The organism is Streptomyces sp. NPDC043861 (genome assembly GCF_056435905.1).
The window spans coordinates 197,754-215,548 of sequence record NZ_JBWKDP010000004.1 but is presented as its reverse complement, the minus strand read 5'-3'; the positions used below and the strand labels follow the sequence as shown (position 1 = coordinate 215,548).

The 17,795-nt window shown below is 72.0% G+C and carries 15 protein-coding genes; 2 read left to right on the top strand and 13 right to left on the bottom strand.

Features of this window, described 5'->3' with window-relative positions; translation table 11 throughout:
• Window positions 1-75: 75 nt before the first annotated feature.
• Both AC068D_RS11845 and pdxH read right to left on the bottom strand, forming a co-directional pair.
• Window positions 76-1,467, bottom strand: coding sequence for a PAS domain-containing protein (locus AC068D_RS11845; protein ID WP_478822828.1), 1,392 nt, complete (start codon window positions 1,465-1,467; stop codon window positions 76-78).
• Window positions 1,468-2,043: 576 nt separating this feature from the next.
• Entirely contained in the window at window positions 2,044-2,712 is a 669-nt protein-coding gene (gene pdxH, locus AC068D_RS11840) for a pyridoxamine 5'-phosphate oxidase (RefSeq protein ID WP_478822827.1), read from the bottom strand.
• A gap of 302 nt (window positions 2,713-3,014) precedes the next feature.
• Between pdxH and AC068D_RS11835 the strand changes: the two genes are divergently transcribed.
• Window positions 3,015-4,115, top strand: a complete 1,101-nt coding sequence (locus AC068D_RS11835) for a citrate synthase 2 (protein ID WP_478822826.1) — start codon at window positions 3,015-3,017, stop codon at window positions 4,113-4,115.
• 69 nt (window positions 4,116-4,184) lie between these two features.
• Here AC068D_RS11835 and AC068D_RS11830 read toward each other — a convergent pair whose 3' ends face one another.
• Together AC068D_RS11830 and AC068D_RS11825 are read right to left on the bottom strand one after the other, a co-directional pair.
• Window positions 4,185-5,207, bottom strand: coding sequence for an isopenicillin N synthase family dioxygenase (locus AC068D_RS11830; RefSeq protein WP_478822825.1), 1,023 nt, complete (start codon window positions 5,205-5,207; stop codon window positions 4,185-4,187).
• A gap of 374 nt (window positions 5,208-5,581) precedes the next feature.
• Window positions 5,582-5,746 (bottom strand): hypothetical protein, encoded by a 165-nt coding sequence (locus AC068D_RS11825; protein ID WP_478822824.1) that lies wholly within the window; start codon window positions 5,744-5,746, stop codon window positions 5,582-5,584.
• A gap of 45 nt (window positions 5,747-5,791) precedes the next feature.
• Here AC068D_RS11825 and AC068D_RS11820 point away from each other — a divergent pair, with 45 nt between their 5' ends.
• Window positions 5,792-5,920: a hypothetical protein gene (locus AC068D_RS11820; RefSeq protein ID WP_478822823.1), complete on the top strand. Its 129-nt coding sequence runs from the start codon at window positions 5,792-5,794 to the stop codon at window positions 5,918-5,920.
• 328 nt (window positions 5,921-6,248) lie between these two features.
• Here the strand turns inward: AC068D_RS11820 and AC068D_RS11815 are convergent, their stop codons facing one another.
• From AC068D_RS11815 to AC068D_RS11775, 9 genes are all read right to left on the bottom strand, one after another.
• A complete protein-coding gene (locus tag AC068D_RS11815) occupies window positions 6,249-6,827 on the bottom strand; it encodes a TetR/AcrR family transcriptional regulator (protein ID WP_478822822.1) in 579 nt (192 codons plus the stop codon).
• Window positions 6,815-7,549: an enoyl-CoA hydratase family protein gene (locus AC068D_RS11810; RefSeq protein ID WP_478822821.1), complete on the bottom strand. Its 735-nt coding sequence runs from the start codon at window positions 7,547-7,549 to the stop codon at window positions 6,815-6,817. Before AC068D_RS11810 ends, AC068D_RS11815 begins: the two co-directional genes overlap by 13 nt.
• Window positions 7,546-9,150, bottom strand: a complete 1,605-nt coding sequence (locus AC068D_RS11805; RefSeq protein ID WP_478822820.1) for a 4-coumarate--CoA ligase family protein — start codon at window positions 9,148-9,150, stop codon at window positions 7,546-7,548. The genes AC068D_RS11810 and AC068D_RS11805 overlap by 4 nt, the downstream gene beginning before the upstream one ends.
• Window positions 9,151-9,196: 46 nt before the next feature.
• Window positions 9,197-10,402, bottom strand: a complete 1,206-nt coding sequence (locus AC068D_RS11800) for an acyl-CoA dehydrogenase family protein (protein WP_478822819.1) — start codon at window positions 10,400-10,402, stop codon at window positions 9,197-9,199.
• Between the two features lie 21 nt (window positions 10,403-10,423).
• Complete coding sequence (locus tag AC068D_RS11795; protein ID WP_478822818.1) at window positions 10,424-12,400, bottom strand: acetyl/propionyl/methylcrotonyl-CoA carboxylase subunit alpha; 1,977 nt, start codon at window positions 12,398-12,400, stop codon at window positions 10,424-10,426.
• 7 nt (window positions 12,401-12,407) lie between these two features.
• On the bottom strand, window positions 12,408-14,018 hold the full coding sequence (locus AC068D_RS11790) for an acyl-CoA carboxylase subunit beta (protein ID WP_478822817.1): 1,611 nt from the start codon (window positions 14,016-14,018) through the stop codon (window positions 12,408-12,410).
• 70 nt (window positions 14,019-14,088) lie between these two features.
• A complete protein-coding gene (locus tag AC068D_RS11785) occupies window positions 14,089-15,807 on the bottom strand; it encodes an acyclic terpene utilization AtuA family protein (RefSeq protein WP_478822816.1) in 1,719 nt (572 codons plus the stop codon).
• A gap of 2 nt (window positions 15,808-15,809) precedes the next feature.
• Complete coding sequence (locus AC068D_RS11780) at window positions 15,810-16,598, bottom strand: TIGR03084 family metal-binding protein (protein WP_478822815.1); 789 nt, start codon at window positions 16,596-16,598, stop codon at window positions 15,810-15,812.
• Window positions 16,599-17,029: 431 nt separating this feature from the next.
• Window positions 17,030-17,794 carry a DUF429 domain-containing protein gene (locus AC068D_RS11775; protein WP_478822814.1) on the bottom strand — a complete coding sequence of 255 codons (765 nt, stop codon included), beginning with the start codon at window positions 17,792-17,794 and terminating at the stop codon, window positions 17,030-17,032.
• Window position 17,795: the final 1 nt, after the last annotated feature.

Sequence of the window (17,795 nt, the reverse complement as noted above, 5' to 3'; positions counted from 1 at the left end):
GCGGGCCTCCCTGCCCCGACCGCCGGGCATCGACCCGCGCGCTCGGACGGCCGGGCATCTCGGTCATGGGGAGCCTCAGGCGTTGAGCTCGCCCGGCATCCCCGCCAGGTCGAGCGCCGTCGCCACGCGCGTGGCGACACTCTCCGCGTACACCGCGTCCGCGCCCTCGAAAGCGGGGCGGTTCTGCGCACGCAGAAACGTGAGCACACCGAGCGTGCGGCCGCGGCTGCGCAGGACCGTGCACAGGGCGTGCACCGAATCCCGGGGCCACTGACGCTCGGCCGCCCACGCCTCGCCGTCCCTGTTCGCGCTGGTGCGCACCGAGCCGATGCGGTCCATGGCCTGCAGCGCGGGATGGCCCTGCGCATAGCGGACCGGAATCCCCGCACCGGCCACCCGCGCGACCGGTCCCGGTGCACTTGCGGGTGTCGCCGCGGCCCGCACCAGCCGCTCGCCCGATTCCCCGGAGCCCTCGGGACCCTGCGGGCCCCGTGCCACCACATCGATCAGGGCATGGTCCGCGAAGCCGGCCAGCGCGAAGTCCACATGGGCCGTCGCGGCCTCCATCGGGTCCTCGTACTCTGCGGCCGCCCGCGCCGCCCGGTGCAGCTGGCTCAGCCGGAACCGCAGCCGGTCGGCCTCCTGCTCCTTGAGCTTCGCCTCCGTCACGTCCTGGAACAGCCAGCCCACGCCCAGCGGAACGGGCTCCTCCGCCAGCGGCGACGCCAGCCGCAGGAACCCGCTGCGCCAGCAGCGCCTGCGCTCCCCCTCGTCCGTGCGCACCGTCACCCACAGGTCGGCGAGCCCACCCGGAGCCCCCTCCGCGAGCACATGGTGCAGGGCGCCCTCCAGTTCCTCCACGCCCTGCACGATCAACTCGCCCAGCGGCCGCCCCAGCAGGGTCGTGCGCCCGCCGGAGCCGAGCATCCGCGCCGCGTGCCTGTTGACGACGGTCGGGCGCAGATCGACGTCGACCAGGACGACCGCCCACACGGCGTCCTCGAACAGCGCCTCGCTCAACGCGATCGACCGCTCCAGATCGATCTGTGCATGAACCTCGCTGAAAGCGCAGTAGACCCCGGCCGGTTTGCCGTCCGCCCCGCGCACGCCCGCCGACTGCGTCCGTACGAGCACCCGCCCGCCGTCCTTGCGCAGCAGCGCGAACTCGTGGACCTGTCGCCCGGGCGCATGCATCGCGGCCATCAGCCGTCCCTGGACCTCGTCCGCGTCGGCGGGGCGCGCCGCCCACCCCGCGAACCCGCGCCGCCCCACGGCCTCCTCGGGCGACCAGCCGAGGATCCGCTCGGCCTCCCGGTTCCAGTGCGTGATCACACCGTCCGCATCGAACGCGCACAGCGCCGCGTCCATCCCGTCCAGCAGCGCGGCGAGAAGATCCGAACCCGGCCCGTCCCGCTCCGGCCCGTCCGGCCCCACCGCGCTGGTGGCCTCACTCCTGGAAGCACTCATCCTGGCACCCCCTGCAGGACGCGTCCTCGGCCTGTGCCGCTCCGAAGGCGACACCCGTCATTCAACTGGAACGTGACGCAGGACACACGAATTTCCCGGAAATCGATGTGCTCTGCAGCAGGATCCCGGAAAAAGGGGTTGAGCCCGGCCGCGGAGGTTCCTAGTGTGGGCCGCACGTTGGAAAGGAGGTGGTTCGGAAGTGATTTCTTACCGGACAAGCGAGGTGGCTGCGGGCTGACGCCCGTCGTCGCACTCTGTGCACCACGGCTGGAGGTACCTCCGCGCCCTTCGGGGCAGGGGGACGTCGGCCGAAATCCAAGCAGTCACCGACCCGCGGGCTCGCCGGTATGTCCGGCCGGCCTCCTCCCCGGAGGAGACCAGAGCCCGCGGGTTTCTGCGTGTGCGGGCCTCGCCGGCGCCTGCGGACCGCGTCGGGCCCTGCCCGTGCGCCGGGCTGCCGGCTCGCCGCCGGCGGCCGCACCCCGACCCGGGCCCACCGCCGTCGGCCGCACCCTGTTCCCCGGCGCCGGTCGCCGTGAGGCACACCGGGGTGGTGGACGGCTCGGGCGGCTCCCGTCAGGGCGACAGGCGCTCCACCCGCCATCCGGCGGGCTCCTCGGCCGTCCTTACGTATCGCAGCCGGTCGTGCAGACGGTTCTCGTGTCCCTGCCAGAACTCGACCGTCTCCGGCGTTACCCGGTAGCCGCCCCACTCCGGCGGGACCGGAACCTGCTCGCCTGCCGGGTAGCGTGCCGCGAGCTCCTCGTAGCGACGGATCAGTTCCGCACGCGAGGGGATGACGGAGGACTGGGCGCTGGCCCAGGCCCCGAGCCGGGAGCCGTGGGGGCGGGTACGGAAGTACGCGTCCGTCTCGTCGCGCCCTACGCGGGCCGCGGTGCCGGTGACGATGACCTGCCGGGTGAGCGGATGCCACGGGAACAGCAGCGAGACATGCGGGTTGGCGTCGATCTCCCGGCCCTTGCGGGAGGCGTAGTTGGTGTAGAAGACGAAACCCCGGTCGTCGAAGTGCTTCAGCAGCACGGTCCGGGACGAGGGGCGGCCGTCAGGGGTGGCCGTGGAGACGATCATGGCGTTCGGCTCGTGCAGGTGGCCCGCCGCGGCGTCCTTGAACCAGTGGACGAACTGCTCCATCGGCTCGGCGGGGAGATCCGCCTCGTCGAGAGGGGTCGAGCGGTAGTGCTCGCGCATGGCGGCGGGGTCGAAGGCGTCGGTCACGGAAGTCATCCTGCCCTAGGGCCGTTCCAGGCGATCTTGCCGGACCCAATGGGGCGGGGCAGCTCCGGTGGCGGAGTTTTCCCGGCACGGAGTGCCGCTAATCCTTCTCGGCCGAATCGGCGGAGTGTGCCGGATGTCACGCTTCCCCGCATCGTTGGGACCCGCCAAAATCATCCGCTGGGCCACTGTGGCCTCCCTACGACGCGGATGGGGTGACCACCCGCCGCACGGGGCATCACCGGGGTGACCGATCCGATCGATCCGATTCGACCACCGGTAACGTCCCGACCGAACTCACGAGGAGCCGCCTGATGTCCGACTTCGTACCCGGACTCGAAGGAGTCGTCGCGTTCGAAACGGAGATCGCCGAACCGGACAGGGAAGGCGGTGCGCTCCGCTACCGCGGCGTCGACATCGAGGATCTCGTCGGTCATGTCTCGTTCGGGAACGTCTGGGGCCTGCTGGTCGACGGGGCGTTCAACCCCGGCCTTCCGGCCGCCGAGCCGTTCCCCATCCCGGTCCACTCCGGCGACATCCGCGTCGACGTCCAGTCGGCGCTGGCGATGCTCGCCCCCGTGTGGGGCCTGAAGCCGCTGCTCGACATCGACGAGGCGCAGGCTCGCGACGACCTCGCACGGGCCGCCGTGATGGCGCTGTCGTACGTGGCACAGAGTGCCCGTGGACAGGGTCTCCCGATGGTGCCGCAGCGGGAGATCGACAAGGCCGAGTCGGTCGTCGAGCGCTTCATGATCCGCTGGCGCGGCGAGCCCGACCCCAAGCACGTCAAGGCCGTCGACGCGTACTGGACGTCGGCCGCCGAGCACGGCATGAACGCCTCCACCTTCACGGCCCGTGTGATCGCCTCGACCGGCGCCGATGTCGCGGCCGCGCTCTCCGGTGCCGTCGGCGCCATGTCCGGACCGCTGCACGGCGGTGCGCCGTCCCGCGTCCTCGGCATGATCGAGGAGATCGAGCGCACGGGTGACGCGGTCGCGTACGTGAAGAAGGCCCTGGACAAGGGTGAGCGGCTGATGGGCTTCGGCCACCGGGTCTACCGGGCCGAGGACCCGCGCGCCCGTGTTCTGCGGCGCACGGCGAAGGAGCTCGGCGCGCCGCGCTTCGAGATCGCCGAGGCGCTGGAGAAGGCCGCGCTGGAGGAGCTGCACAGCCGCCGCCCGGACCGGGTGCTGGCGACCAATGTGGAGTTCTGGGCCGCGATCATGCTGGACTTCGCGGAGGTCCCGGCGCACATGTTCACTTCGATGTTCACCTGCGCGCGCACGGCCGGCTGGTCGGCGCACATCCTCGAACAGAAGCGCACCGGGCGGCTGGTGCGGCCGTCCGCCCGCTATGTGGGTCCCGGGTCCCGCGACCCGCGCGACATCGAGGGTTTCGCGGACATCGCGGACTGAGTCGGGGCCGGCACCGGTCCGGACCATCGGTTGCACGGCCCGCGGATCACGTCTGCGGGCCTGCAGCGATCACGCCGCCCGCTGCACCAGCCCGGCATGGTGGCGGGCGGCGACCAGCGGATGGGCCCGCAGCTTGCCCTTGAGCTCGTTGCGGCCGTATTCCGCGAACAACGGATTGGACGGGTCCGCCGTGACACCGGGCGCGTCCGCCGCGTGCGGGAACGGCACCGGGGCGATCTGTGCGTCCAGGCGGGGGTTGTAGAAGAACGGCACGGAGTAGCGCTCGACGGCGGCGGGCGGGCTGACCACGCGGTGGTTGGTGGCGAGCAGATAGCCGTTGGTGGCGACTTCGAGCAGCTCGCCGAGGTTCACGACGAACGCGCCGGGCAGCGGCGGTACGTCGTGGAAGGCACCGTCCTCGCGCTGCACCTGGAGCCCGCCGATCCGGTCCTGGTGGAGCAGGGTCAGGAAACCGTAGTCCTTGTGGGCGCCCACGCCCTGGTCGGCCCCGTCCCCGGCGCTGCCTGGGTAGCGCACCAGCTTGAGCTGCAGATGGGCGCGGTCACCGAAGATGTCGTCGTAGAAGTCCTGCGGAGCGCCGATCGCGGCGAGGAGTTCGTGCAGGAGCCGGGCTGCGACCCCGCTGAGCCGGTCGACCCAGGCGAGCGCGGCGGTACGCAGCTCGGGGAGCGCGGCAGGCCACTGGTTGGGGCCCTCGAGCCACCAGTAGGCGGGTTCGCCGGGCCCGGGTATGCGGGCGGGCCGCTCGGCGCCTATGTCGAGCTGGTCGCGCCAGTCGCGGCTGCCGCCGGTGCGCTCGTCCCCGATCCGCGTGTAGCCGCGGAAGTGCGGTGAGTTCACATTGTCGATGGCGAGCCGGTCGGCCTCGGGCAGCGCGAAGAAGGCCCGCATGGCGCTCATCAGGGCGTGGGTCTCTGCCTCGGTGACACCGTGGCCCACGAGCTGGAAGAACCCGACGTCATGGGCGGCGCTGTGCAGCCGGGCGTGCAACCCGGCGCGGGCCGCGGGACCGCGGTCGGCAGCGGAGAGGTCGATGATCGGGAGCTGCGAGTAGTTCTGCGTCTGAGACATGGGTGCGTCCGCTGTGTCTTGCCCCGGCCGCCGGTCCCGGCGATGACCGGGAACTCGTACCGCCGACGTCCGCCGTGGGTGGGGCGGGGCCGGATGACCGGGTGGGGTGGAGTGGGGGCTTGCGTCAGGCGTAAGCCCGACAGCCCATGCTCGTGACGCGGAGGAAGTCCACGTGGCGGCGTCGTACGAGCGGAAGCATGCGCCCAGGGTACGACGAGTTGCCCCGAGGGGGCGGTGAGCCAGGTCACACGACCGGCCGGACGCCCAGGTCGGGGCGGTCGACGGGGCGTCGCCCGTGCCCCGTGCGTCCCTCGCACCCCGGACGCCACGCCCCTCGCACTCGGGGGGTTCGCCACTCGCCCGCACGGAAGCCGTCAGAGCTTGCCCATGACCTCCACGGTCCGGTGGCCCAGCCGCTGCTGGAACTCCCACAGGAAGTCGAAGGTGAACTCGGACCAGTTCCAGAACTCGAACGCCAGTGCGCCGAGGGCGTAGCCGCCGCCCAGCCCCACCCGGTCACCGGCACCGGCCGCCGGCACGCCGGGCAGCCGACGCTTGCCTCGCCGGTCTCCTTCCAGACGGTGATGCCCGCCTCGAAAGGGCTCCAGATCTCGTCGATCACCTCGTACGCGTCGTCGACGACCTGGGTCTCCGCCCTGCAGCGCGGGCAGGTCACCGATTCCGGCGAGCCCACGCCCTGGCCGGTGGCGTAGGTGTCCCGGCCGATGAGAATCCCCATTCCGCCGTTCGGCGCCTGCGACGGGTCTTCCACGACCCGCGCCCAGTTCGGTCCCTCCGCGTGGCCGAGCGGCGGCCCGAAGACGCAGTCGGTCCGTTCGCGCACGATGATGCCGGCGTCGACCAACCAGTCCACGATCCCGGCCGCGAGTGCCTCCGCCTCCTCGGGTGCGGCCTCGACATCGACGATCGTCCGGAAGTAGTCGCCCACGGTGGTCCCCCTCCTGTCCCGTTCACGGCTCTCCCCACCGTAGGAGCAGCCACTGACAGGGTCCGGGCCCGATCACGACGACACCCGGCGCCTCAGCCCAGCGCCTCCTCCAGCAGCCGCGCCCACTGGGCCACCACCCGCCCCCGCCGCGTGGCGTCGTCGGTGAGCAGATTCGCGAGCCCGAGGCCCCGGGCCATGTCCAGCAGGCCCTGGACCGTCTCCCGCACACCCGGCACCGACTCGTCGGCGCCCAGCAGCTCCACCGCGATCCGATGGGTCTCCCGGCCGACCCTCGCCTCCAGTTCGGTGACCCTGCCCCGCAGCTGCTCCTCGTTGGAGGCGGCGACCCACAGGTGGAGGGCGGCCCGGAAGAGGGGGCCGGTGTAGAGGTCGACCAGGCCCTCCACCACCGCCGACCGGTTCTGGACCGGGAGGGCCCGCAGCGCGCTGGAGCGTTCCTCGGCGACGTACTCGACAGCCGCCGTGAAGAGGTCCTCCCGCGTCGGGAAGTGGTGTTGTGCCGCACCCCGCGAGACCCCGGCCCGCTCGGCGACCACCGAGACGGTCGAGCCTGCCCAACCGCGTTCGGCGAGGCAGGCCACCGCGGCCTCCAGGAGCCGCTGCCGGGTGGCCCGGCTGCGGTCCTGCTTGGGGGAGGTCACAACACCCATGCGGGGTCCCGTCGTTCGAGGAAGGCGGTCATCCCTTCGCGCGCCTGCGCCGTGGCGAAGAGCGACGCCGAGCGCTGTACAAGATCCTCCGCGTCGCGTTCGAAGGTCTCCCGCACCCTAGCCGTGAGCAGCTGTTTCGTCGCATCCAGGGCTCCCGGTGAAGCCTTGCGGAAGCCGTCGAGCACGGGGGCGAGCGCAGCGTCCGCCTCGTCGGCGACGGCCGTCACCAGTCCGATGCGGGCCGCCTCGGCGGCGTCGAACCGCTCGCCGGTGAGGTAGTAGCGGGCCGCGGCGCGCGGTTCCAGACGCGGCAGCAGCGGCAGCGAGATGACCGCGGGGGCGACCCCGATGCGTACCTCCGTGAAGGCGAAGTCCGACGCCGACGACGCGACGGCGACGTCACAGGCACCGACGAGACCGAGACCCCCGGCCCTGGTGTGGCCGGCCACCCGCGCCACGACGGGCTTCGGCAGCTCGATGATCTGCCGGAGCAGCGCGACGAAGGTGTACGGGTTCGGCGGCTCCTTGAGGTCGGCTCCCGCGCTGAAGGTGCCCCCGGTGTGGGTGAGGACCACGGCGCGTACGGCCGGGTCCTTCCCGCACTCGGTCAGTGCGTCGGCGAGTTCGCCGACGAGCCGCGCGGACAGGGCATTGCGGTTCGCGGGCGAGTCCAGTGTCAGGGTCGCGATGCCCCGCTCGGACGCCGTGGCGACCAGTGTCATGTGTTCTCCTTCTCGAGGTCGCTCTCGTGCCCGCTCTCGCGGTTGCGCAGTTCGCGACGGAGGATCTTCCCCGACGCGGCCCGCGGCACTCCGCCGATGAACTCGACACGGCGGATCTTCTTGTACGGGGCGACGCGCGCGGCGACGTACGCCATGATGTCGTCCTCCGACAGACCCTCCGCCGTGGGCTGCCTGACCACGTAGGCCTTCGGGATCTCATTGCCGTCGGCGTCGTACACCCCGATCACCGCGGCGTCGGCGATGCCCTCATGGGTGAGGAGCAGGGCCTCCAGCTCGGCCGGGGCGACCTGGAAGCCCTTGTACTTGATGAGCTCCTTGACCCGGTCGACGACGAACAGCCAACCGTCGGCGTCCACGCGCCCGATGTCACCGGTGTGCACCCAGCCGTCGGCGTCGATCATTTCGGCGGTGGCTTCGGGGCGGCCGAGGTAGCCCTTCATCACCTGCGGGCCGCGGATGGCGATCTCGCCCTCCTCGCCGGCCGCCGCGTCCGTACCCGCGCCGTCCAGGGACAGGATCCGCATCTCGGTGTTGGGCAGCAGCTTCCCCACGGCCCCGGGCGGCGGGTCGGTGGCGGCGATCGGTACGACGTGGGTGCCGGGAGACAGCTCGGTCATGCCGTACGCCTGCAACACCGGCGGCAGCTTCAGCCGCGCCGAACAGGCCTGCGCGAGCCGGGCGTCGAGCGGGGCGGCGGCGCTGACGACGTACTCCAGCGACGACAGGTCGTACTGCGCGACGGACGGATGCTTGGCCAGCGCCAGCACGATCGGCGGGGCCACGTACAGACCGTTGATGCGGTGCTTCTCGATCGCCGCCAGGAACTGGTCGAGGTCGAAGCGCGGCAGGACGACCACGGTGGCGCCGTGGCGCAGCGGGGCGTTCATCAGGGCGGTGAGGCCGTAGATGTGGAAGAACGGCAGCACGGCGAGGATCCGGTCACCGGGCTTCATCGGTATCAGCGGCTCGAGCTGGGCCAGGTTGGTGGCGATGGAGCGGTGGGTGAGCATGACCCCCTTGGGGACGCCGGTGGTGCCAGAGGAGTACGGGAGGGCGGCGACGTCCTCGGCCGGGTCGATGTGGACATCGGGTTCCGGCGCGGTCGAGCCGAGCATCCCGAGGATCGAACGATGCCCTTCCGCCTCGTCGCAGACGAAGATCTCCTCGATGCCGCCGACGAGTTCGGCGGCGCGCCGGGCGGCCTCGAGAAGCGGCGACACGGTGACGATCCAGCGGGCGGAGGAGTCGTGCAACTGCTTGGCGAACTCCTCCGCCGTGGCGAGCGGGTGGACGGTGGTGACGGACGCCCCGGCGCGGGTGGCGCCGTAGAAGACCGTCGGGTAGGCGACCGTGTTGGGGCTGTGCAGGGCGAGGACGTCGCCCTTGCGTACACCGGCGTCGGCGAAAGCGGCGGCGATGCGGCGGTGGAACGTGTCGAGCTGGGCGTAGGTGAGTGTCATGTCGCCCGCCCCGTCGACCAGCGCGACGGAGTCCCCGTACTCGGCGGCGCGGCCCAGGACGGCGTCGTGGATGGGCAGGGAGACGGCCGGGACATCCGCGTACTCGCTCTTGATCACCATGGCAGCCCCTTCGGCGATGGAGTGGTGGTCGCCAGAATCGCGCCTGTCAGTACGACTTGGGGAGACCCAGGGACTGATGGGATACGTAGTTCAGGATCATCTCCCTGCTCACGGGGGCGATCCGGGCCACCCTGGCCGCGGTGACGAGCGAGGCCAGGCCGTACTCGCGGGTGAGACCGTTGCCGCCGAGGGTGTGCACCGCCTGGTCGACGGCCTTCACACAGGCCTCTCCTGCCGCGTACTTGGCCATGTTCGCCGCCTCGCCCGCACCCATGTCGTCGCCCGCGTCGTACAGGGCCGCGGCCTTCTGCATCATCAGTCGGGCGAGTTCGAGCTCGATGTGCGACTGGGCGAGGGGATGGGCGATGGCCTGGTGGGCTCCGATCGGGTCCTTCCAGACCTGCCGGTCCTTCGCGTACTCGACCGCACGGGCCAGGGCGTAACGCCCCATGCCGATCGCGAAGGCCGCCGTCATGATCCGCTCGGGGTTGAGCCCGGCGAAGAGCTGGAGCAGGCCCGCATCCTCTCCCCTTGGGGGCATCTCCCGGGCCACCGGGCCCAGGGGGACTTCGGCGTGGGGCGCACTCCCACCGACAAGCGCGTCGGCGGGGAGCTCCACGTCGTCGAGGACGAGCTCGAACTGCTTCTCCTGCGCCCGGAGTTCCATGTCGATCTGCGAGCGCCCGAAGCCGGGCGCGTCGCGCGGCACGATGAACAGGCACGGCTTGAGCCGGCCGGTACGGGCGTCCTCGGTGCGGCCGACGATGAGCGTCGCCTCCGCGATGTCCACACCGGAGACGAACACCTTGCGGCCGGTCAGCCGCCAGCCGTTCTCGGTGCGCCGGGCGGTGGTGGTGATCCGGTGGGAGTTGGAACCGGCATCGGGCTCGGTGATCCCGAAGGCCATGGTGCGTGTGCCGTCGGCAAGCCCGGGGAGCCAGGCGCGCTTCTGCTCCTCGGTGCCGAAGCGGGCGATGACGGTGCCGCAGATGGCCGGCGAGACGATCATCATCAGCAGTGGACAGCCCGCCGCGCCCAGTTCCTCCAGGACGATCGACAGTTCGGCCATGCCGCCGCCCCCGCCGCCGTGCTCCTCGGGCAGATTCACACCGAGGTAGCCGAGCTTGGCCGCCTCGGCCCACAGGGTCTCGCGGTCGTAACCTCGGCCGTGCCGCTGCCCCAGGGCGGAGACGGCGGCGCGCAGTGCGGTGTGCTCTTCGCTCTCGATGACGCTGTTGGTGACGCTGCTCATGGGACTTCGTCCTCCTGTTGGCTACGCCATGTCCTCGTTGACGACGGCGAGAAGGGCGCCGACCTCGACCTGGCGGCCGGGGACGACGTGGAGCGCGGTGAGCGTGCCGGAGGCGGGAGAGGAGATCCTGTGCTCCATCTTCATCGCCTCCAGCCAGACGAGCGGTTGCCCGGCCGTGACCGTCGACCCGGGGGCAAGGCCCTCGGCGATGCGCACGACGGTCCCGGGCATGGGTGCGAGCAGCGAGCCGGGCTCGTGCTGTGCGGCGGGATCGGGAAAGCGCGGCGCCTCGTCGAGTGTGTACGCGCGCGTGGGGGTGTCGACGTGGACCCGGTCGCCGTAGCGGGAGACACGGAGCGTGCGCTGCACGCCGTCGACTTCGAGCCGCACGACGTTCGGAGTCGCGTCGAGGACGCGCACCCGGGGGTGGTTCTCGGCTTCCGTGCCGCGGCGGGTGACGCGGTAGCGCACCTCGTGCTCGGCGTCGCCCGTGAGATAGCGCTTGACCTGTGGCTGCGAAGGGAGGTTGCGCCATCCGCCGATGCGGGCGGAGACACCGGGGGGCGTGCGTCCCGCCCGCCCGTGGTCGGGCAAAGGCTGCGCATTCCCCTGCGGGGGCCGGTGCCCGCCTGCGCCCACGCGGCGCGCGGCCGCGTCCGCCAGAGCGGCCGCGAGCGCGGCGATCTCCTCGCCGTCCTCGGCCGTGGTCAGCTCCGGCAGATGGCGGTCGTAGAAGCCGGTGTCCATTGCGGCTCCGGCGAACTCCGGGTGTCGCAGCGACCGTACGAGCAGCTCCCGATTGGTGACCGGGCCGTGCAGCGGTGCCCGCTCCAGCGCCCCGGCCAGCTTGCGGACCGCCTCCTCGCGTGTCGGCGCCCAGGCGATGACCTTGGCAAGCATGGGGTCGTAGTGGATGCCGACGGCGTCGCCATCGGCGTAGCCGGTGTCCAGCCGCACCCCGGACCCGGCCGGCATCGAGAGACGGTGCAGGGTGCCGGTCTGCGGAGCCCAGCCGCGGGCCGGGTCCTCGGCGTAGAGGCGGGCCTCGACGGCATGGCCGTGGGCGGCCGGCGGTGCGGCCGGGAGTGGCGCGCCCTCGGCGACCCGGATCTGCAGGGCGACCAGATCGATGCCGAACACCGCCTCGGTGACGGGGTGCTCGACCTGGAGACGGGTGTTCATCTCCAGGAAGTGCGCCTTTCCGTCGGCGATCAGGAACTCCACCGTTCCGGCGCCCCGGTAGTCCGTCGCACGGGCCGCACGCTCGGCCATCTCGTCGAGTGTTCCGGCGAGTTCCGGGCTCAGGCCGGGTGCAGGGGCCTCCTCGACCACCTTCTGGTGGCGGCGCTGGAGCGAGCAGTCGCGGGTGCCCAGCGCCCAGACCGTGCCGTGGGCGTCGGCGAGGATCTGCACCTCGACATGGCGGCCGTTCTCGACGTACGGCTCGACGAAGACCTCGCCGTCGCCGAACGCGCCGAGCGCCTCGGCGCGGGCCGCCTCCAGCTCGTCCGAGAGGTCCTTCAGCTCGCGTACGACCCGCATCCCCCGTCCGCCACCGCCCGCAGCCGCTTTCACCAGGACCGGGAGATCGGCTTCGGTGATGGCGTCCCCGTCCAGGGGCGCGAGGCCCATGAGTTCCTTGGCGCGGGTCTTGGAGGCCATGGCCTCGATGGCCTCGGGGGGCGGTCCGATCCACACGAGCCCGGCGTCGACGACGGCACGGGCGAAGTCGGCGTTCTCGGAGAGGAACCCGTATCCGGGGTGGACCGCGTCGGCGCCCGCAGCGAGCGCCGCCTTCACGATCAGGTCGCCCCGCAGATAGGTCTCGGCCGGGGCGGCGCCGGGAAGCCGTACGGCCGCGTCGGCCTCCCGCACGTGCAGGGCGTGGGCGTCCGGGTCCGAGTACACCGCGACCGTGGCGATACCCAGCTCACGGCAGGTGCGGAAGACCCGGCAGGCGATCTCACCACGGTTGGCGACCAGAAGGGTTTCGATCATCAGGGCCTCACATCCTGAAGACGCCGAAGCCGCCGCGCGCGCCTTCGACGGGGGCCGTGTGGATGGCGGACAGACACATGCCGAGGACGGTGCGGGTGTCGCGCGGGTCGATAACACCGTCGTCGTAGAGCCGTCCGGACAGGAACATCGGCAGCGACTCCGACTCGATCTGCTGCTCCACCATGGCGCGCAGGGCCGCGTCCGCCTCGTCGTCGTACGGCTGCCCCTTCGCGGCGGCCGAGGCGCGCGCGACGATCGACAGGACTCCGGCGAGCTGCTGGGGACCCATGACGGCGGACTTGGCGCTGGGCCAGGCGAAGAGGAAGCGCGGGTCGTAGGCCCGGCCGCACATGCCGTAGTGCCCGGCGCCGTACGACGCGCCCATCAGGACGGAGAGATGCGGCACCTTCGAGTTCGACACCGCGTTGATCATCATCGCGCCGTGCTTGATGATGCCGCCCTGCTCGTACTCCTTGCCGACCATGTAGCCGGTCGTGTTGTGCAGGAAGACCAGCGGGATGTCGCGCTGGTTGGCGAGCTGGATGAACTGCGCGGCCTTCTGCGACTCGGCGCTGAACAGCACGCCCTGGGCATTGGCGAGGACGCCGACCGGAAAGCCGTGCAGCCGCGCCCATCCGGTGACCAGGCTCGTCCCGTACAGCGGCTTGAACTCGTCGAAGTCCGAGCCGTCCACGATCCGGGCGATGACCTCACGCGGATCGAAGGGGGTCTTGAGGTCGTCGGGGACGATGCCGAGCAGCTCCTCCTCGTCGTACTTGGGGGGCTCGGGCGATCCGGCCGCCACGCCCGGATCGGGGTGCGCCTTGCGGTGGTTGAGCCGGGCGACGATACGGCGCGCATGGCGCAGCGCGTCGTACTCGTCGAGCGCATAGTGGTCGGCGAGGCCGGAGGTGCGGGCGTGCATCTCGGCACCACCGAGCGACTCGTCGTCGCTCTCCTCACCGGTGGCCATCTTCACCAGCGGCGGTCCGCCCAGGAAGACCTTCGACTGCTCCTTGATCATGACCGTGTGGTCGGACATCCCGGGCACGTACGCCCCGCCGGCCGTCGAGTTGCCGAAGACGACGGCAACGGTCGGGACACCGGCAGCCGACAGCCGGGTGAGATCCCTGAAGAGCGCACCGCCCGGGATGAAGATCTCCTTCTGGCTGGGCAGATCCGCGCCGCCGGACTCGACGAGACTGATGACGGGCAGACGGTTGGCGAATGCGATCTCGTTGGCGCGGAGGATCTTCTTCAGGGTCCAGGGGTTGCTGGCCCCCCCGCGTACGGTCGGGTCGTTGGCGGTGACGAGGCACTCGACGCCCTCGACCGTGCCGATGCCGGTGACGACGGAGGCACCGACGGGGTAGTCGCTGCCCCATGCGGCGAGCGGCGACAGTTCCAGGAACGGGGTGTCGGGGTCGAGCAGCAGCTCGATGCGCTCCCGGGCGAGCAGTTTGCCGCGCCCCCGGTGCCGGGCGATGTACTTCTCCCCGCCGCCGGCGAGGGACTTCGTGTGTTCGGTGTCGAGCCGGTCCAGCTTGTCGAGCATGGCGGCGCGGTGTGCGGCGTAGTCCGGGGACGCGGTGTCGAGGGCGCTTGCGATGACGGTCACGGGGTCACCTCCGGTGGGGGCTGGTGTGGACGGAACGGGTGCGGGAGCGGGCGCCGGCAGGGCGGTGACGTCACAGCAGCAGCTCCGGCACCTCGACGTACCGCGCCCGCAGCCACTCCCCCAGCCCCTTCGCCTGGGGGTCGAACCGCGCCTGCGCGGCGACGCCCTCACCGAGGAGGCCGACGACGACGAAGTTCAGCGCACGCAGATCCGGCAGGACATGCCGAACGACGGTCAACCCGGCCGTCTCCGGCAGCAGTTCACGGAAGCGGTCCACGGTCAGCTCGTGCGCCAGCCATCGCCACGCCTCCTCCGTGCGCACCCATACGCCCACGTTCGCGTCCCCGCCCTTGTCACCGCTGCGGGCACCCGCCACCAGGCCGAGCGGAGCGCGGCGCACCGGTCCGCCGGCGGGAAGCGGCTCGGGCAGCGGCGGGTCGGCCACCGGTTCCAGGGCGCGGGTGCCCCGGGCCGACGGCACCGTCACCCTTCGGCCGTCCGGCAGCACCGCGATGTGCTCGACCGATCCCGCGTCGACGTACGCGGCCTCGAAGACCCCGTACGGAGTGCCCTTCCCCGGCGGAGCCGTCACATGGAACCCGGGACAGCTGCCGAGAGCGAGCTCGATCGCGGCGCCGCTGACGACCCGGCCCACGGCAGCCGCATCCGGGTCGCGCACCACCAGGCGCAGCAGTGCGCTCGCCGTCTCCTGGGTCTTCGCGTCCGTGCGGTCGGTGCGGGCCAGCTCCCAGCGGACCTCTGCCGGCCGGGACTTGGCCCGTTCGAAGGCGTCCTCCACCTGCTCGCGCACCAGTGCCGCCTTGGCCTCGATGTCGAGGCCGGTGAGGACGAACACGACCTCGTTGCGCCAGCCGCCCAGCCTGACCAGTCCGGTCTTGAGGGTGGGCGGCGGGGCCTCGCCCCGGACACCTGTCACACGCACCCGGTCGGGGCCGTCCTGCGCCAGCCGTACGGTGTCGAGGCGGGCGGTGACATCGGGGCCTGCGTAGCGGGCGCCGCCCGTCTCGTACAGCAGCTGGGCGGTGACCGTGCCGACGTCGACGAGCCCGCCCGTGCCCGGGTGCTTGGTGATCACGGACGAACCGTCGGCGTACAGCTCCGCCACCGGGAATCCGGGTCGGCGCAGATCACGGCCTGCCGTGGCGAAGAAGGCGTAGTTGCCGCCGGTCGTCTGCGTCCCGCACTCCAGCAGGTGCCCGGCGACGACGGCACCCGCGAGCGCGTCGGACCTCCGGGAGTCGTCGGGGCCCTCGGGGCCGTCGAGGCCCCAGCCGAAGTGCCACTGCGCGGGCCCGGTGACGAGCGCGGCGTCCGTGACCCGCCCGGTGACGACGACGTCCGCACCGCCGCGCAGGCACTCGGCGATCCCGCCGCCGCCGAGATAGGCGTTGGCGGCGAGCGCGCCGGGGAAGCGGGCTGCGAGGTCGTCGCCCTCCACATGCGCGACCCGGACGGGCACCCCGACCCGGTCCGCCAGTTCGCGTACGGCGTCCGCCAGCCCGGCCGGATTGAGCCCGCCGGCATTGGTGACGATCCGCACCCCCCGCTCATGGGCGAGCCCCAGGCCCTCCTCCAGCTGCCGCAGAAAGGTCTTGGCGTAGCCGAGGCGCGGGTCCTTCATCCGGTCCCGGCCGAGGATGAGCATGGTGAGTTCGGCGAGGTAGTCGCCCGTGAGCACATCGAGTTCGCCGCCGGTGAGCATCTCGCGCACGGCGTCGAAACGGTCGCCGTAGAAGCCGGAGGCATTGCCGATCCGCAGCGGTTCCACGGTCAGGCCCCCTTCGGCGCGCGGCCGGAGCCCGCCGGTCCCGCGAAGGCCTGGGCGATGTCCAGCCAGCGGTCGGCGTCGTCGCCCTGCGCCCGTACGTCGAGGTCGTCACGGTGGGCCCGTTGCGTCACCAGCAGACAGAAGTCCAGTGCGGGCCCGGTGACCCGCTGGGCGGCGTCCTCGGGGCCATGGGTCCACAGCTCGCCCGCCGGTCCCGTGAGCTCGACCCGGAACTCCTCCTTCGGCGGTTCGGCACCGCGTACGAAGTAGGCGTAGTCACGCGCCCGTACGCCGATGTGCGCGATGTGCCGCAGCCGGGCGGTCGGTTCGCGTACGGCCCCGAGCGCGTCGGCGACGTCCTGACCGTGGGCCCAGGTCTCCATGAGCCGGGCGGTGGCCATCGAGGTGGCGCTCATCGGCGGCCCGTACCACGGGAAGCGGGACCCGGCGGGGGCGCTGCGCAGCGCCTGCTGAAGCCGGTCACGGCCGTCCCGCCAGTGGCCCAGGAGTTCGGCCGGCGGCCGCCAGGATCCTGCCTCGGCGGCCCGGTCGACGAAGGTGCCGGGCTCGGTGAGCGCCTTCTCGACCTCTTTGCCGAACGCGCCCGCGTCGGTGACAGCGAGCAGTGCCACCTCGTCGGTCCAGGCGAGATGGGCGATCTGGTGGGCGATGGTCCAGCCGGCGGCAGGTGTCTGCGCGGCCCACTGTTCGTCGCTCAAGCCGGCCACGAGCCGGTCGAGTTCCTCGCTCTCTGCACGCAGGTCGTCGAGAACGACGGCAGGGTCGGACACGGTGCGCTCCCCTCGGGACACGGCGGTGTGCCCCGGAGCATGGCAGTGTCACCAGAAACAAGCAAGCGTGCTTGCTTTACTTTTTCGGCCTCCTGTCGCCCGCCAGGGCTTTTCCGCCTTTCGGGCGGCCCTTCCGACACGCCTCCTGCACGGGCGACTTCACGCACCCCGCCGAACGGGCCGGGGCCGACGCGGTGCGACGTCGTGCGAGGCGAGTCCGACGGGGTGCGTCGTCGTGGCGAGGCGAGTCCGACGGGGTGCGACGCGCGTCCGACGCGTGCGATGTCGTCCGACGCGTGCGATGTCGTCCGACGCGGTGCGATGTCGTGCGGCCGACGGGGGCCGGCCGGTGAAACCTCACCGCCCACGGCGGCAGGCCCCGGGAGCGGGGCGGGACCGGCCCGCCCCGGCCGGGACCTTCTCTCCCGGTGTCAGTACCAGATCGCGATCGGCCGGCCGTGGCGGTCGTGCTGCGGAGGATCCGGGAGCGACTTCGCGGCGCCCCGGGCGATCCGGTGTGCGCTCCATGCCGCGGCCGCCGCGTCCAGCACATCGTCCGGCGGTACGCGTCCCGCATCCCCCAGCTCGTCGGGGAGGGCGATTCCGGCGGCCTCGAGGAGCGAGCGCCGGGCCATCTGCCCCGCCCAGCTCTTCTTGCGGTGCGGAAGCGGTGCACCCCCCGCGAGCGCCCGGAACGACACCTCGGGATGCACCTCGTGGAGCAGAGCGCCCACCGGGTCCGCCAGGCACTCGTTCGCCTCGCGGAGTTTGACGGCGAGGCCCCAGCTCTGGCGGCTCAGCCCGGCCCCGGTGACTTCACGGCACCGTTGGTTCGCGGCGTCGTAGTACGCCTCCTGCCACACCGCGCGCGGGGGCACGCGGAAGACACTGCCCCGCAGCCGGCCCAGCAGCGCGGCCGCCTCGGTGTCCGCGCTTCGCCACCCCTCGTCGAGCAGCCCCAGCGGCATGTCCACGGCCACGGCCTCGAACGCGGCGCCACCACCGCCGGCGTTCTCACCGCGACCCCCATGGACACCGGAGTCTCCGGAGCCGCCCCCGCCACCGGTCCCGACCGGCGCCTCCCGCAGCAGGGAGCGGAGACAGGCACCCACACGGGCCCCCGCGAACCGGCCGTCGTGGAGCTCGACCGCCACCCATCCGGCCGGGCACGCGTCGATCCCGAGAACCGCCACCATG

Bases quoted from the DNA above. Each gene is read 5' to 3' on its own strand.
- AC068D_RS11845 (WP_478822828.1), bottom strand. From the start codon at position 1,467: ATGAGTGCTTCCAGGAGTGAGGCCACCAGCGCGGTGGGGCCGGACGGG.
- pdxH (WP_478822827.1), bottom strand. From the start codon at position 2,712: ATGACTTCCGTGACCGACGCCTTCGACCCCGCCGCCATGCGCGAGCAC.
- AC068D_RS11835 (WP_478822826.1), top strand. From the start codon at position 3,015: ATGTCCGACTTCGTACCCGGACTCGAAGGAGTCGTCGCGTTCGAAACG.
- AC068D_RS11830 (WP_478822825.1), bottom strand. From the start codon at position 5,207: ATGTCTCAGACGCAGAACTACTCGCAGCTCCCGATCATCGACCTCTCC.
- AC068D_RS11820 (WP_478822823.1), top strand. From the start codon at position 5,792: ATGCCCGCCTCGAAAGGGCTCCAGATCTCGTCGATCACCTCGTACGCG.
- AC068D_RS11815 (WP_478822822.1), bottom strand. From the start codon at position 6,827: ATGGGTGTTGTGACCTCCCCCAAGCAGGACCGCAGCCGGGCCACCCGG.
- AC068D_RS11810 (WP_478822821.1), bottom strand. From the start codon at position 7,549: ATGACACTGGTCGCCACGGCGTCCGAGCGGGGCATCGCGACCCTGACA.
- AC068D_RS11805 (WP_478822820.1), bottom strand. From the start codon at position 9,150: ATGGTGATCAAGAGCGAGTACGCGGATGTCCCGGCCGTCTCCCTGCCC.
- AC068D_RS11800 (WP_478822819.1), bottom strand. From the start codon at position 10,402: ATGAGCAGCGTCACCAACAGCGTCATCGAGAGCGAAGAGCACACCGCA.
- AC068D_RS11795 (WP_478822818.1), bottom strand. From the start codon at position 12,400: ATGATCGAAACCCTTCTGGTCGCCAACCGTGGTGAGATCGCCTGCCGG.
- AC068D_RS11775 (WP_478822814.1), bottom strand. From the start codon at position 17,794: ATGGTGGCGGTTCTCGGGATCGACGCGTGCCCGGCCGGATGGGTGGCG.